The organism is Paenibacillus sediminis, assembly GCF_017873765.1.
In the GTDB taxonomy this organism is placed as follows: domain Bacteria; phylum Bacillota; class Bacilli; order Paenibacillales; family Paenibacillaceae; genus Paenibacillus_AG; species Paenibacillus_AG sediminis.
This window is the reverse complement of sequence record NZ_JAGGKP010000001.1, coordinates 761735-777218: the sequence shown is the minus strand read 5'-3', so window position 1 is coordinate 777218 and position 15484 is coordinate 761735. Positions and strand designations below refer to the sequence as shown.

The 15484-nt window shown below is 42.9% G+C and carries 12 protein-coding genes; 1 reads left to right on the top strand and 11 read right to left on the bottom strand.

The annotated features are described in order from the left end of the window. Positions 1-29: 29 nt before the first annotated feature. The 11 genes from J2Z20_RS03745 to J2Z20_RS03695 all read right to left on the bottom strand — a co-directional run bounded on the left by J2Z20_RS03745 (position 30) and on the right by J2Z20_RS03695 (position 15023). Positions 30-1490: a putative amidoligase domain-containing protein gene (locus J2Z20_RS03745; protein WP_209845521.1), complete on the bottom strand. Its 1461-nt coding sequence runs from the start codon at positions 1488-1490 to the stop codon at positions 30-32. 141 nt (positions 1491-1631) lie between these two features. Next, positions 1632-2189 (bottom strand): outer spore coat protein CotE, encoded by a 558-nt coding sequence (locus J2Z20_RS03740; protein ID WP_209845519.1) that lies wholly within the window; start codon positions 2187-2189, stop codon positions 1632-1634. A gap of 232 nt (positions 2190-2421) precedes the next feature. Beyond that, positions 2422-6162 carry a DUF2062 domain-containing protein gene (locus J2Z20_RS03735; protein ID WP_209845517.1) on the bottom strand — a complete coding sequence of 1247 codons (3741 nt, stop codon included), beginning with the start codon at positions 6160-6162 and terminating at the stop codon, positions 2422-2424. Between the two features lie 60 nt (positions 6163-6222). Next, positions 6223-7320, bottom strand: a complete 1098-nt coding sequence (locus J2Z20_RS03730) for a phosphodiester glycosidase family protein (RefSeq protein ID WP_209845515.1) — start codon at positions 7318-7320, stop codon at positions 6223-6225. 218 nt (positions 7321-7538) lie between these two features. Then, positions 7539-8489, bottom strand: a complete 951-nt coding sequence (locus J2Z20_RS03725) for an aromatic acid exporter family protein (RefSeq protein WP_209845513.1) — start codon at positions 8487-8489, stop codon at positions 7539-7541. Between the two features lie 90 nt (positions 8490-8579). Further along, positions 8580-9419 (bottom strand): ABC transporter permease, encoded by an 840-nt coding sequence (locus J2Z20_RS03720; protein WP_209845511.1) that lies wholly within the window; start codon positions 9417-9419, stop codon positions 8580-8582. Between the two features lie 5 nt (positions 9420-9424). Further along, a complete protein-coding gene (locus J2Z20_RS03715; RefSeq protein WP_209845509.1) occupies positions 9425-10201 on the bottom strand; it encodes an ABC transporter ATP-binding protein in 777 nt (258 codons plus the stop codon). Between the two features lie 21 nt (positions 10202-10222). Beyond that, on the bottom strand, positions 10223-11227 hold the full coding sequence (locus tag J2Z20_RS03710; protein WP_209845507.1) for an ABC transporter substrate-binding protein: 1005 nt from the start codon (positions 11225-11227) through the stop codon (positions 10223-10225). A 154-nt stretch (positions 11228-11381) separates the two neighbouring features. After that, on the bottom strand, positions 11382-11642 hold the full coding sequence (locus tag J2Z20_RS03705; RefSeq protein WP_209845505.1) for a metal-sensitive transcriptional regulator: 261 nt from the start codon (positions 11640-11642) through the stop codon (positions 11382-11384). Between the two features lie 74 nt (positions 11643-11716). Beyond that, positions 11717-13384: a CoA-disulfide reductase gene (locus J2Z20_RS03700; RefSeq protein ID WP_209845502.1), complete on the bottom strand. Its 1668-nt coding sequence runs from the start codon at positions 13382-13384 to the stop codon at positions 11717-11719. A 121-nt stretch (positions 13385-13505) separates the two neighbouring features. Then, complete coding sequence (locus J2Z20_RS03695; RefSeq protein ID WP_209845500.1) at positions 13506-15023, bottom strand: carboxypeptidase M32; 1518 nt, start codon at positions 15021-15023, stop codon at positions 13506-13508. A gap of 123 nt (positions 15024-15146) precedes the next feature. Here J2Z20_RS03695 and J2Z20_RS03690 point away from each other — a divergent pair, with 123 nt between their 5' ends. After that, positions 15147-15473, top strand: a complete 327-nt coding sequence (locus J2Z20_RS03690) for an iron-sulfur cluster biosynthesis family protein (protein ID WP_209845498.1) — start codon at positions 15147-15149, stop codon at positions 15471-15473. Positions 15474-15484: the final 11 nt, after the last annotated feature.

Genomic DNA, 15484 nt, shown 5'->3' with positions numbered 1-15484 from the left:
AGAAACAGAACCTATGTTCATGATAGTCTTCAACATTTAGAGGAATAAATCTTCCATAATGGACGGATATCACGCTTCTCATCCCACTGTTTTCCTGCTTGAACGGCTTTTAGAAAGGGCAAGAGATATTCTTCATATTTGTAATAATCATCAAGAGAAGTCAGGTCATCAATGACTTTCAAAGCCGCATATCGAAGCGTCTCACGCTCACCATTGTAGAATGCTCTCAATATTTTCAGGTCATCTAATGGACGGAGCGTAAGCCGTTCATAATTGACGGCTATTAATTTAGCCGCACTCACTACACCTTTAGCGACAACAGGCGAGACTAAAAAGCTTGGAAGCGTTCGATATTCGAAACCGCCATAGGGCTGTGTTCGAAAATCACCTAAAAATCCATATTGCGGTCTTCTGAGGCCGCTCTCCCTTCCTTCTAATACGGCTACAGGAAGAGTTAAATAATTATCCAGCACACGGAGCAGCTCACTGGTATTAGCCATTCCACTAAAATGAATATGGCCGCCAAGAGGAAACCCAATCTTCGGCATGCCTCCCGCCTGCCAAATCAATGAAGAGTCTGGAATAAGATCCGAAGCGCGGTGCAGTGCATGAAGCAAATGAGTCATAAGCTGTCTGGGCTCGGCACTTGGATCCGGCCTTAATTCCGCGATCGGAAATATTCGCTTTCCATTCCGTGTAATCGCATCATATCCCGCTTCCCCATGCGCTTCGAGATAACGCGAAGCCGAAGCAATTTTACCTGTAAAAGGATTGACAAGCAGAAACTCCGGATCCATGCCAAGCATAATCGAGCTATCTCGAGGAGACTCGCTGGAATACAATTTTCCGAACTTCAGAATCGCTTGAGCATATAGACGAGCCGTTGCTAGGTGTAATTCAGGCGTAGACTTTACGCTCTCTACAATAAAATGACGCCCCTCATCTGCGGTAAGCACAACCTCACCAAAGTCTAAACCCAGTGTATAAATCGCTCGCACAGCGGTACGCTCAATGCTCTGAATGTAAGATTTGCTTCGGTCTATTTCCAAAAATTCAGACATCTTCTGTGTCGCATGTGACGAACGGATTGCCTGTATTCCGATGGCTTCCAAGTTGAATACGTGTACAATGTATGACTGAGCATAGTTTTTCGGCTTTCCGAGGCTTGTGGGCTGCAAATTAGATGAAATCCCTGATAATCTAAGGAGCTCATCACAGACCGAATGGTTCCATCGATGATAACGCGAATCTCCTCTATTCAAAATGAGCGCTGCTGAACGATTTCGTTCTGCTCTATTGATCTTCTCCTGCTTCCAAATAACATGGACTAAGCGAGGCGAAGGTTTGTGTGCAATCTCCTGTAAGGGTAAACCTAGATGAGATTGTTCATCTTCACTTGCAGCGAAGCGAACGAGGTAATGCAGAAGCTGCGCCGAAGAGACATCGTTACCCAGTTCCAATCGAAGATCATAGGGACCGTTCCAAATCAAATTCATCATCCTTTGGCTGAAGAGATTGAACCCGGACTAGCTGCAAAAAATTATATAAAATGAATTTAAAAAAGAGGGCACCTGCCCTCTACGCCGATGCCCCTGCTGCATATATTGAATTATGCTTCTACTCCTTATCTCCTACAGTTCATCATCTAGAAGATCGGGATCTAAATCTTCATAATCTAATCCATCTCCGCTGAAATCGAAGTCTTTATCTTCGTAATCATGGTCGTGATCAGTGCATACTTTGACTCTAACTTTCGTTTCAGCAACAAGCTCAACAGCGAATTCCCGTTCCACACGGATGATCACACTGCCTCCTCCCGAAGACACACTGGCTTCAACGCAACTCGGTTCCTGCGTAGCCTCCGCGGAAACTTCCACCGTTGAAGCCCGGTGATTGGGATCTAAGTAAGATAGCGGTACGAGTTCTACATAAGATACTGTTTCTTTTGCAACATCTGTTTGTGAATTTTTGTCATAGGAATACCAGATGTTGATATCGTAAGTACCAACAACTTCAATTCCGTCTCCGGCAGAAACCGCTTCGTACTGATGGTTTATAATCCATGCCCCCAAAATACTGGTCGGATTATGAGGCGGAGTCACGGTATGTGTTACGGTAGAGAACTTACGACCTTTGCCGCAGATCGCCTTCGTAATGATTTCTCTACAATGTTTATGACTCAATGACATCTTTGAACCTCCTCCATACAATCATTCACTACATGTGTATGCAGGACATAGGCATTTGTTGATTAACCGAGCATAAATACAATAAATATTATTCTTCATAACTCATAAAATAAGGTATATTGGGGCTTTACTCAAAATGAAAGGTAACAGAAATAGATATCTGTTACCTTTTCAAACTGTGATTATTAAGATTTTTGAAACTCTAGCTTTGAAAATTCCTTCAATAGATGTGTCATGTTGGTTCAGTGGTATGAAGCGAATTGATATTGCCCTTTCGTTTCAATTTATTCCAGCCAACCATAACCCCTTTTACGGCCGAGTAAATTGACTTTAACACCACATACATCATGAACTGCCGATATATAATGCGTTGCAAGAATATGCCGAGAAGTGCTTTAGGGTTTTCCTTCTCGAGCCGGAACGCATAGTAGGCAGTGAAAAGATCAACCACGAAGAATATACCATAGAATACTACCGCCTTAAGAGGATGACCGCTGAATAAAGATATGATAAACAAAATATCGGTTAAAGGTGATAGGGACTGAAAAATGTACTGGAAAAGCCACATGTTAGGCAGCCCCACGAAACCGAGCGCTTTATGCTTCCGATTAAACAGAGCCTTCCGATGTTTCCACAAGCTTTGCAACGTACCATACGTCCAGCGGTAGCGCTGTTTAATCAGGCTCTTCACATCTTCTGGTGCTTCAGTGTATGCATACGCCTTCTCCTCAAAAGTAATTCTATGACCTTTCTGCAGCAATGTAAGCGTAATATCGGTATCTTCCGCCAATGTATCTTCACTGAAGTAACCAATTTCCGCTACCATACTTTTTCGCCATGCACCTATGGCTCCAGGTACAACAGTAATACAGTTAATTTCACTAAAAGCTCTTCGTTCCAAATTAAATCCTGTTACATATTCAACATGTTGCCATGTAGTCAACATATTGTGAACATTGCCTACTTTTACGTTTCCTGATACGGCAGCCACATTTTCGTCTTTAAAATGCCTTACTAACAACGATATTGCATCCGGTGCTATTTGGGTATCCGCATCCAGTGCAACAACAATTTCACCATAGGCTTCTTGAAAACCTCGATTTATCGCTGAGGATTTCCCGCCATTTGGTTTGGTCACCAATCGAACTCGATCGTCACCCCCAAATTGCTCCTGAATCACCTTAGCTGTTTGATCTGTAGAACCATCATCAACAACAACAATTTCAAAGTTAGGATAGTCGCTCTTTAAAATGGATTGCAGCGTCATAGAAATAACCTTCTCTTCGTTGTAGGCTGCTATGACCACACTGACAAACGGGTTATATGCTACCCGTTCAAGCGGTCTATACTTTCTTTTTTGTCTATAAGACAGTGCTAATAGAAATAACAACCGGAAAATGCCGATACCAATTGCAGAGTAAAACAATATCGTCAGCCCATTTATCCAATCAGATAATGCTGTGAAAGTAAGCCGATCGAACATCATAAGCATGTTGTCGCTAGTTTGCACTGGCGGCATTACATCTTCCCGCCCCAACCCAGCCAAATGACTAACACTTGTGAACGTGTATCCTCTGGCTTTCAATTCTTTAATAATGATCGGTAGAGCTTTCACCGTATTGTCCCGATTTCCCCCGGCATCATGCAGAAGGATAATGTTCCCCTGAGGCAACTGACTAAGAACACGTCTAACAATCTCTGCACTCGAAGGTCTGGACCAATCCTCAGGGTCAATTAATTCGCCAACCATCGTATAACCCATCTCCTGCGCTCTCAAAACAGGCAGGAGTTCGTCTGGTGTAGACGGCTCGGCATCAGCCACGTATGGCGGACGGAATAAAGTCATCGAGCGTCCTGTAATTTCTTGAACAAGCCGCTGCGTCGCATTGAGCTCCATTTTTGTACGGAGCGGAGAGACGGAGGCAACGTCGGGATGTGTAAACGTATGATTCCCGAGCTCATTTCCTTCTTTATAAATTCTCTCAATCAAGTCTGGATGGAGCTCGGCATTCTCTCCAACAACGAAAAAGGCAGCATGGACATGGTTCTGTTTTAATATGTCCAGTATTTCGGGAGTGTACTTCCCGTCTGGTCCGTCGTCAAAAGTTAAAGCTACTTCTTTGTCCTTTGGTTTGCCGTATCGCTTTATTTCAAACGGTGCAGGAAAAACTGAATAAACTTCATTAGACACATAGCCATCGTTATCGAGCTTAATATCTCTTCTCCCATCTTGGGCTACAGATGTGATTCTAATAATTTCGCCATCTCCTGAGAAGTGTACTGGATCAGGACTTATTAGCTTCTTAATTGACTCAATTCCTTCACCTGGATGACTGACCACATTCCAAATGGTCGGATCTTCAGATCCCAGCCTCCAGACCGCGACCCCTTTAAGTCCATCTTCACTGACACTCTTTTGTTCATTATACGCCGTAGCTCCATCCAAAAACCAAATAATATGAGGCACATCTCCATCTTTATAACGGATATAAGGATTGTTGCTTTGATCGTCATATTGAATCTTAAGATGAGATTGCTGAGCTTCCTGCATGATATCTCCGAATGTAACAATGTCTGCTGGACCGCTGCCATCCTCTGCCCAGTCATAGCCGTAATTCCCCATACTTACAATCATTTTATTCGGAGGAATATCTAAATTATCGATACTCTGATTAAACCATTGGTCAGAAGCAATTGGACCTGGTTTTCCGCTTGCGTAATGCTCGTCATATAACATGACAATCACCCGGTCTACATAGTTGGAGAGAGCACCATAATCAAATGCTGGATCGCTAGCTGGCACATCTTCCGTTACTCGAAGACCATGAGAATGGAACTGTTTGTATAACGCGCTCATAAACAGAGTTAAATTATTTTTATCAGCGGGATTAACACCTTCGAAGTCTATATTAATCCCTGAGTATCCGTGGCTGATGATTGATTGATACAGCTCGTTAATTACTTTGTTCTGCATAGCCTTTGAACTAAACAATTTGTGCAATAAATCCGAATCCCATTTATCGTTGTAGTAATTGCTGACTAACGGCATAACTTCGACATTATGACTTTTAGCCAATTGAACAACTCTATTATCACTTTGGTCATTAATGGACAGATCCGGTTTTAAGAAGTACCATTCTGGAATGACTGTAGTCATCGATTTTATATTGCGATTTAATGAGAACCAACTATTTTCATCCCAGTTTACATAAAAACCGTATACCTCTTGCTTATTGAGTGGTTGATTAGCTAAGTTAAATTTATGATGACGTCTGTAATCTATTTGGTGTGTAGGGTTTTTCTGTTCTTCCTCTCTTAACTGTTTAATGAGTGAGCTTTCACTTAATTTTTCATTAATAGGACTTATCTTTGATAGATGTTGATCATCGTGAAACCCAAGGCTAGGCAAGAAAGGATTTATACTAATACTAATACCGAACACCGAAACGACTAATATAGATAGCGTAATAATGACTAGTCCAAACCTTTTCAATAACATCCATCGTCTTCCGAGCTCATCATGGAATATGAATGGTTGCTTTGGTCTGTTTTTCATATGAGTCGGTAGATTAAAGAGCCAGCGGAAGAACGGTGCAAATAAAATAGATAAGAGTAAACCTGCAATTATACTTCCAATTAGATGATAACGACCGCTTACTGTCCATTGTTTCAAATGATTAAATCCTAAATAGTGCAAAGAAAAAAAGGATATATCATAACCAGCGAGTCGGTCCGCAATGGTGAACGAAAGGACATGCACGATCGGCAGGATCATCGTCACCATAACTCCAAGAAACAGGGCGAATATATTTAATCGAAAGAGTATTGAGATGATCAGCAGTACTACGGTTCGTATACCAAATAAAGGTAGCATGCCGAGAAATAAACCTAGTGAGCCCGCGAAGGTTCCGCGGACAGTTGTTATTGGTGAAAATAAAGCAGAAGATACATATTTCACTATTTTCTTGAACATTTCCTATTCTCCAATTCCAATAATTTAACTCCACTCCGCTTCCGCAATAGGTATACATATTTAATTTGAGCCAAACGACCTTTTAGAAGAGTCAAAATGATTCATGTCGATGCCCTGCCAAATATTCTTGACAACGACTTGCTCTGGATGATTGAATACCAAAAATGCAGTAGGCAAATAACGCATTCCATGACTGCTGGATGGTTTATTGATCACTCGATTGTCCTTTACAAGAACCGTAGATGAACCGCCATCTAAATTGGCTGCGGTAACTGCTCCTTTCGCTAACAGAAGCTTCTGCACATCATATAAAGTAGCACCCACTGAATATCCGGGTTGACGTCCATCAATAACTACAAACATAATGGTTCCGTCTTTTTTCTGTGCCATAACGGTGCGGGGAGCAATTCCCCATCCATCGGCCTCATTACGAACAAGTCCTTTGCCGTTCACAATGAATTTAGGCTCAAAAGTAACGGCTTCCTGAACCCCCATTTTGATGAACTGCGATGGTGTATAGCGTCCGGCAACCATGATTCCGTTTTTATCTAGGCCTACAATGTTGACTGGATCATTTTCACCGACCGAAGAATATAGAAGTTTACCGCCGGACATGACGATTCCTGCAGGTTTAAAACCATTCCCTTCCCAGTTGGGATCGTCAAAAGCACCGCCGTTAACTCCGGCGATCGCTCCTGTCCGCTCTACCATACTAAGAACTTGCTCGCCTCGGCCGACATTATTCGTAGTTACGACTCGAATCATCTTGGGATCGGAAACATACATTATATATCCCTTATATCCTCTTCCACTGATTGGCTCGATTTTAACGTTTTTGTTTGCTGCGCCGCTTACGTTCACATCATGATTGTCTTTTACAAGACCCATATTATCGAACGTTTTCATGTAATCTGCTACACGTCTCCTCAGTTCGTTCTCACCAATTAAATATTTGGCATATTCGCGATGCTGTGAAGTGATTAAGGTATCTGCAAGCATGTAACGAATGTTGGTTCCGGAAGGTGTCAGATAGAACCATACCCCTGCGCCCAGCAGAATAAGACAAATTATTATTAATGGCACCCTGAATATTTTCCGGCGCCGACCTTTTCTAGGCTTGAAATGCTGTTGTGATGAATAAATATGACGGTGTTGCATAAAAGCACTCCTTTTCTCTGAGTAAATTGAGTACATAAATTCTTTGAAAATTTGCGATTTGATATAAAAGTTAAAATTCCTTAATTAAAATAACGCAGCTACATTAAATCTTCATTAGAAAAAGAAAATAGCTTATACATTGCATAAATTTACAAAATATAAAATAAAAAAACGCCCGATATGGGCGTCTTAAGGAGATTATTAATAGTATCATGTTTTTATAACATGACGTCAGTCTTATCCTTCTTTGCGATTTTCAAGTAATGTGACAGTTCTCTGCATAGCTGAAGCAGCGCCGAGCGAATCTCAAATTCTTCCCTTGTAGCTGGTAAATCCATCAATTTAAAGTCTTGTTCGAGCTTGATTAATAGTTTTTCAGTTGTACCCGTATACGCAGGATTTTTCACATCTATACTAAGCTGCTCGAACAGTTCCGATACAAACTCACATTGCGGTGTCTTCTGATACACTTGTGAGATGAGCTGCATCATATTCTGAATGGAATCGAGCTGCTGCCTCCGCATATAAAAATAAATATTCCATTTCTCATTTGGAGAGACAAGCTGATTCTCAAGCGCTTTTTTCGCCATAGTAAGCCCCTGTTGTATGATCTCGCCGGCTTCGATGATTTCATGACCGTCCCAGACATATTCTGGATTACGAAGGGTCACAGCAATCTGCTTAAATATGATCGAATAGATGTCATCTACTTGAGTGCGTATTTTCATCAATTCACTTTCCGCTTTCGGCATATATATCAAATTGACGATCATCGCACAGCCAAGACCAATGATGAGCAGCCATATTTCGGTAAGCAGTGATTGTACCGACAGCTCCGCTCTGGTAAACACGTGAAACACAACAACAGAACTCGTCACAATGCCTTCTTTAAATCCTGCCTTAGTGATGACAGGAAACGCTGCTAGTATGTATAAAGCCAATACCCAAAAATGAAAGCCGAAAATAGCGAATAACATAAAAGCAAAAAAAAGCCCCAGCAGCGAAGCGAAAAATCGCGCCGTTACCGTTCTGAGGCTTCTTTTCCGTGTTACGTCAACCCCTAAAATCGCTAATATACCTGCGGAAGTCGCTCCTTTAAAGCCGAAAGCACCCGCGATCATGACAGCTAATAGTGTTGCGATTGCCGTTTTAATCACTCGAAAACCCATGTATTACGTCTCGTCCCTTGCACATTAATTGGTGTAATCCATGGTACAAGATTTTTCGGGTGCGCACAACTGTGTACACTTCCTGTCTATTTAACGGCCTCGTACTAGCCTTCTTTCCACATATACGACGAGTTGATACATCAATGTCGCTGCAAATGCGATAATGACTAATGACGCCAGCACTAATGTAAAATTAAACACTTGGAACCCGTAAATAATCAGATACCCTAAACCGATCTTTGCAACAAGAAACTCCCCTACAATGACGCCGACCCAAGACATCCCTACATTCACTTTCAAAGTAGATACGATCGTTGGAAATGAGGCGGGCAAGATCACTTTTTGAAAAATAACTCTTTTACTTCCTCCAAAGCTACGAATCACTTTCACATAGTTCGGATCAACGTCCCGAAAACTGTTGTACACAACCAGAGTAGTGACAATAATCGTTATCGACAGCGTCGTCATGACAATCGCAGTAAAACCGCCACCGAACATGACGATAAATATTGGGCCTAATGCCACTTTCGGCATACTGTTGAATACAACCATGTACGGGTCTAACACTTTGGACAGAAATGGAGACCACCAAATGATGACAGCGAGCAGCGTTCCAAACAATGTACCTAACAAAAAACCAACAACCGTTTCTCCTACCGTCATCGCGAGGTGCGGCCACAATTGTCCGCTGACCATTTCACTCCATATATAACTGAAAACTTTGGAAGGATAGCTGAATAAGAGTACATCGATCCATTTCAATCGGCCCGCCAGCTCCCATAAAACTAAGAGTGCAACCAAAATTGAAAATTGAGCTGTCACAACCAATGCTTGGGTCTTTCTCTTCTGCTTAAGGTAGTCGTTATATTGACCGTCTATCCAAGAAGTGGATTGTGTATCCTTCTGCTCTGCATATTCGAGAACGGCCATCTATTTCACTCCTTCCTCTCTGAAGCTTCAAGCTCACTCCATACTTCGCGGAATAACTCATTAAAACCCTCTTGTTCACGAGCGTAAAAAGGTTGGCTGTCACGTATGTTCTGTGGGATTTCAAACGTCTTACGGATATGTCCAGGACTTGCGCCAAGCACGATAACGCGGTCACTCATCGCAATGGCTTCGGAAAGGTCATGGGTGACGAGGAGCGCTGTTTTATGACGATCCTTAAGTGTTTTCACAATGAGATCTTCAAGCTGTAATTTTGTCTGATAATCGAGCGCTGAGAAAGGCTCATCGAGCAGAAGAACCTCGGGGTCCGTAGCCAGTGTTCTAACGAGTGCCACCCTTTGCCGCATTCCCCCAGATAAATGATGAGGATATAAATCGATAGCAGCGCCAAGTCCCATCTCATTAAGCAAATGCAGCGTACTTTCTTTAGTGCGATCTGTCACCTGGCTGGTTAGTTCAAGACCTATAAGCGAGTTTTCATAAATCGTGCGCCAAGGAAATAAATAGTCTTGCTGCAGCATGTATCCGACTTGCGGCGTTGGTCCGCTGACCTTCTCTCCAAGAAGCAGCACTTCTCCTTGTGATGGTGTGAGGAGCCCGGCAACGATCGATAACAGCGTTGTTTTACCACAGCCGCTTGGACCGACTAGACTGACAAATTCCCCAGGTTCAATGAATAAAGATAAATAATCAATCGCTAACGATGCTCCGCGGTCAGTAACATATGCGTGCGCTATATTCTTCAGTTCAACGATAGGTAACATACCCTCACCCCTTCTCTTCGGTTATTGAACCTGCTTCTTCGCCTTCTCAGCAAATGAGTTATCTACGATTTTATCGTGCGTAACTCTCGACTTCAGTTCGCCTGCTGTATCCATCACATCAAGTAAATTGTTCCACTCTGCTTCATCCAGGATAGGATCGGTCGCATAAGTACCTTGTTCTTTGTAACGTTTCACGGAGCTAATAATGATGTCACGGTCTGCATCTTTAAAATACGGTAAAATCGCATCGCCAATTTGTTCAGCTGTATGGTTTTGCACCCATATTTGAGCTTTTTGAATGGCATTTGTAAACTTTTGAACGGTATCTTTATTTTTACTGATGAAGCTTTGCTTCGTCATAAAGACGGTGTAAGGCAAATGTCCGCTTTCCACACCGAATGAAGCGATGACGTGGCCTTTGCCTTCTTTTTCAAAAATAGATGCTTGCGGCTCGAATAATTGCACATATTGCCCAGTACCGGATGCAAAGGCAGTTGCAATATTGGCGAAATCAATATTTTGAATGAGTTTCAAATCTTGCTGCGGATTAATTCCATGCTTCTTAAGTGTAAATTCACCCGCCATTTGCGGCATGCCGCCCTTGCGTTGACCTAGAAATGTACTGCCTTTCAGCTGTGCCCAATCAAAGTTATCTATTTGATTACGGGATACAAGGAATGTCCCGTCCGTCTGCGTCAGTTGCGCAAAGTTAATGACTGGATCATCAGAGCCCTGCTGATACACATAAATAGATGTTTCCGAGCCGACGAGTGCAACATCAATTTGGTTTGATAATAATGCGGTCATCGTCTTGTCACCGCCAAAGGTGGTCTGAAGATCGACCTCAAGTCCTTCCTCTTTGAAGAAGCCTTTCTCGAGAGCCACATACTCGGGGGCATAGAACACAGACCTGGTCACTTCGCCCACCTTCACTTTAATTGCTTGACCGTTATTAGAGCAGCCGCTAAGCAAGGTCACACTTAACAAGGCAGCTGCCATAAGAACGGCCCAAAATTTCTTTTTCATTGCCATACCTCCATCTTTCATAGAATGAGCCGTACTAAATCATATGCATGAGCCCAGAAAAAGGTTAAGGTATGGGAATATACGCAAAAAGACCAGCTGAGAATATTCAGCTAGCCTTCGCTTTAACATCATTTACACTGGTTTGTAATTCCTCTTAGCGGCTCTTAACAAGCATATCAATTGCTTCTTGAATGACTCCACTCGCGTCCCCGCCTTGCTGAAGTTCTTCACGAACACATTCAGCCAAATTAGTACCAACGACAATGCCTAACGCACGATCTACTGCTGTACGAACAGCAGTTAATTGCGTAACGATTTCTCTGCAATCTTTCTCTTGTTCCATCATGGAAAGAATACCGCGAATTTGACCTTCAACCCGTTTAAGGCGATTTTTAAGCGCATCATCATATTGCATTGCTCTGGTACACCTCCCATTCCCTATACAGTAACGAATTTACCGAACAGTCGCAACACTAAATCATTATAGCTTTATTTGGAGCAGTTATGAAGTGAAGCTATGCCGTAATAGTACGTTTTATATCCGCCATCTACATTTTTAGCTTTAATGCCGTATCCTGACAGCAGCCGAGCGGCCAAATAACCGCGTAAACCGACTTGGCACGATACATATATCTCCCTATCTTTAGGCAGTTCATCAATCCGCTCTCGCAAATCATTTAGCGGAATGTTGACAGATCCTTCAATATATCCCGCTTCTCTCTCTTTTGGATCGCGAACATCGATGAGCAGGGCTCCTGCCTTCACCAGTTCGTCAATCTCATACCACTGCACCGTTTCGACAAGCCCATCCATTATATTCGATGCAGCATACCCCGCAATGTTCACTGGATCTTTAGATGAGGAGAATGGCGGTGCGTAAGCAAGCTCCAGATCCGGCAGATCATATACCGTAAGTCCGCCTTTCATCGCAGTGGCGATGACGTCAATTCGTTTGTCTGCACCGTCTAATGCGACAGCTTGCGCTCCGAGAATAGTTCCATTCTCTGGATGGAACAGCAGTTTAAGAGCAATCGGGGCCGCATTCGGGTAATAGCTCGCGTGTGAAGCTGGATGCACATGCACCGTTCGATAAGGCATTCCATATTTTCTTAGCGTCTTTTCATTATTTCCGGTCATAGCCACTGTCAAATCGAACACTTTAGCAATCGCCGTTCCTTGGAGTCCGCCGAAATGAACAGGCAGACCATTAATATGGTCTGCAACGAGCCGCCCTTGACGGCTTGCTCCCCATGCTAGCGTTACGACCGTAGGTTGTCCGTTAATTTTGTCTGTCACTTCAATGGCATCGCCTACCGCATAGATGTTCGGATCGCTCGTCTGAAGCTGTTTATTGACGACAATGGAACCGCGCACCCCAAGCTTCAGGCCTGCATCTTTGGCGAGTGTACTCTCTGGCTGTACGCCAATCGCTAGAATAATCAGATCCGCCTCTACATTGCGGCCGCTTTGCAGCTTCACCATGTGCCCCTCTTCTTCTATCGCACTTACACCATCTTTCAGAATAAGCTCTACTCCATGCCCCACCATATGCTCGTGAACCATTTGCGCCATCTCAGGGTCAAGCGGACCCATGACCTGTTCACTCGCTTCAATTAGTGTCACATCTAGACCGCGTACACGAAGATTCTCAGCCATCTCAAGCCCGATAGCTCCGCCGCCAATAATGACTGCACGGTTTGGGTTTGTCGTTTTAATGAATGCAGTGATTGCGTCTGTATCAGCAATATTGCGCAGCGTAAATACATTTGCAGCTTCGCGAATGCCAGCAATGTCAGGAACGATTGGTTTGGCTCCAGGAGCTAAAATTAAATAATCGTAGCTTTCCTCGTACTCTGTACCGTCCTTCACATTCCGCACTCTTACTTTCTTATTAGCCCGGTCAATAGATATCACTTCTGAAAAGTTGCGCACATCCAGCTTAAATCGTTTATTTAATCCTTCTACCGTTTGAACGAGCAGTTTGCCTCGAGCTTGTATTTTCTCTCCGATATAATAAGGAAGTCCGCAGTTGGCAAACGAAACATATTCCCCTCGTTCGAACATAATAATGTCATCTTCTTCATTTAGCCGCCGCAATCTTGCTGCAGCTGCTGCTCCGCCTGCTACTCCGCCGACGATTACAATTTTACGTTTCATGATTTATCTCCTCTTCACATACCCCATATGGTATATTTAGAATCAAAAAAATATGAGGCTAAATACCCCTGCAGGTATTATACCTCATATCTATTGAACGAAGTCAAGTTGTTCCAATGAATTACAATTTGTAGATTTCGGTGTACTTCTCTTCCAAATAATCAGCTAAATAGTCCGGGTTCAGTTCTTCGCCGGTGACTTGCATAATAATTTCGGATGGCGTCAACATTTTGCCATGACGATAAATTTTGTCCGTAAGCCATTCTTTAATTGGATGCAGCTCACCCTTCTCAAGGAGTGATTCGAAGTCAGTAATCTCTTTACGGAGTGTATTCATAATTTGTGCTCCGTACATGTTGCCAAGAGCATAGGAAGGGAAGTAGCCGAAAGAACCTCCTGCCCAGTGCACATCTTGAAGTACGCCTTCTCCATCATGCGATGGACTAATACCTAGATATTGCTCATATTTCTCATTCCATACCTTAGGCAAATCATGAACACTTAAATTTTCATTAAACAGCATCTTCTCAATTTCATATCGAATAATAATATGAAGGTTATACGTTAATTCGTCCGATTCAATCCGAATAAGCGAATTTTCAGACTTATTAATTCCTTCATAAAATTGGTCTACAGTTATACCGTTCAGTTGTTCAGGGAAATGCTTTTGCAAATCAGTGAAATAACGTTTCCAGAACGAACGGCTGCGGCCAATCATATTCTCCCAAGTGCGGGATTGTGATTCGTGAATCCCCATTGACGTACCTTCCCCAAGAGGAGTAGCGCTTAGTTCTTTACTTACGTTTTGTTCATAGAGCGCATGACCGCCTTCGTGCAACGTGCTGAACAGTGCACTAGCTACATCGTTCTCGTAATAATGTGTCGTCACACGCACGTCGCCGCTGTTAATAGTCGTTTCGAACGGGTGGACGGTTTCGTCCAGACGGCCTGCTTCGAAATCGTATCCCATCTCTCTTAAAATAAAACGACCGAACTCATCTTGTTGCTGTTTCGGGAACGTTTGATTCAGAAAACCTGCTTCCGGTACATAGCTTGCTTTCTGTACCTTCTCAATAAGCGGAACAAGGCGGTCACGGAGTCTGCCGAATACTTGATCTAATTTCTCTACAGTTATGCCTGGTTCGTACATATCAAGCAGCGTATCGTATCTTGTGCCTTTAATACCCCAGAACTCGATGAACTCTTGCAGCATATCTACAATTTTTTTCAAATAAGGCTCAAACATCGCAAAATCAGCTTTCTCTTTTGCCTCTTCCCACACAGTTTCGGCATATGTAGTCAGCTCAGTGTATTCCTGATATTTCGCTGGCGGTATTTTTTTGCTCAGATCGAATTGTCTCTTACTTTCTTTGAGCGATTTTTGATCAATTTCTGACAATGTATGAAACACATCTGGTTGCATCAAAAATTGCAGGTACTCCTCCATTTCGGAAGATATTTGAAGCTTGAACATTTCCGTGGATAGAACCCCAATGGATGCAGCACGAACCTCAGCTCCCTTACGCGGAGCTCCTGTGCGTAAATCCCAGTACATTAGCGCTAATGATTCATAATAGCTCTTTATTTTACGGACGAGTTCTTTATATGCGTCTAACTTGACCCTAACAGATTGTTCCATTTCCCATGCACCTCTACTTGTTAATTTATACTTCTCCACTTGATGATACTTTTTACAAGGATTATAATCAACTCTTAACACGAGGTGTTCATCATAGAAATAAAGGAGTGAGTCCGGAAGCCCATGAAAATAATGTTATCCAATCAAGCTGAAGATACCATTAAGCAGCGATTAGGCCAGCAACCAGGTGTCGTCCGATTAGTATATGACACAGAAGGATGCGGCTGTGCTGTCAGTGGAGTACCTGGACTGTGGATTACAGACAAGAATGAACCGAACGATATGAAGATGGATAGCAGCGCTATTCCATTTTGGATGGATCGCCGCCAAGCTGTCTTCTTTGACGAAGATTTACAATTGGATATTCAGTCAGGGCCGCAGAGTTTTCGTCTACATAGTGATTCTCAGTTCTACGGATTGAACATTAAGCTGATTGATAAACGTGGTTAAAGCGAAGGAGG

Bases quoted from the DNA above. Each gene is read 5' to 3' on its own strand.
- J2Z20_RS03725 (WP_209845513.1), bottom strand. From the start codon at position 8,489: ATGGGTTTTCGAGTGATTAAAACGGCAATCGCAACACTATTAGCTGTC.
- J2Z20_RS03710 (WP_209845507.1), bottom strand. From the start codon at position 11,227: ATGAAAAAGAAATTTTGGGCCGTTCTTATGGCAGCTGCCTTGTTAAGT.
- J2Z20_RS03700 (WP_209845502.1), bottom strand. From the start codon at position 13,384: ATGAAACGTAAAATTGTAATCGTCGGCGGAGTAGCAGGCGGAGCAGCA.
- J2Z20_RS03690 (WP_209845498.1), top strand. From the start codon at position 15,147: ATGAAAATAATGTTATCCAATCAAGCTGAAGATACCATTAAGCAGCGA.
- J2Z20_RS03715 (WP_209845509.1), bottom strand. From the start codon at position 10,201: ATGTTACCTATCGTTGAACTGAAGAATATAGCGCACGCATATGTTACT.
- J2Z20_RS03695 (WP_209845500.1), bottom strand. From the start codon at position 15,023: ATGGAACAATCTGTTAGGGTCAAGTTAGACGCATATAAAGAACTCGTC.
- J2Z20_RS03735 (WP_209845517.1), bottom strand. From the start codon at position 6,162: ATGTTCAAGAAAATAGTGAAATATGTATCTTCTGCTTTATTTTCACCA.
- J2Z20_RS03705 (WP_209845505.1), bottom strand. From the start codon at position 11,642: ATGCAATATGATGATGCGCTTAAAAATCGCCTTAAACGGGTTGAAGGT.
- J2Z20_RS03730 (WP_209845515.1), bottom strand. From the start codon at position 7,320: ATGCAACACCGTCATATTTATTCATCACAACAGCATTTCAAGCCTAGA.
- J2Z20_RS03740 (WP_209845519.1), bottom strand. From the start codon at position 2,189: ATGTCATTGAGTCATAAACATTGTAGAGAAATCATTACGAAGGCGATC.
- J2Z20_RS03720 (WP_209845511.1), bottom strand. From the start codon at position 9,419: ATGGCCGTTCTCGAATATGCAGAGCAGAAGGATACACAATCCACTTCT.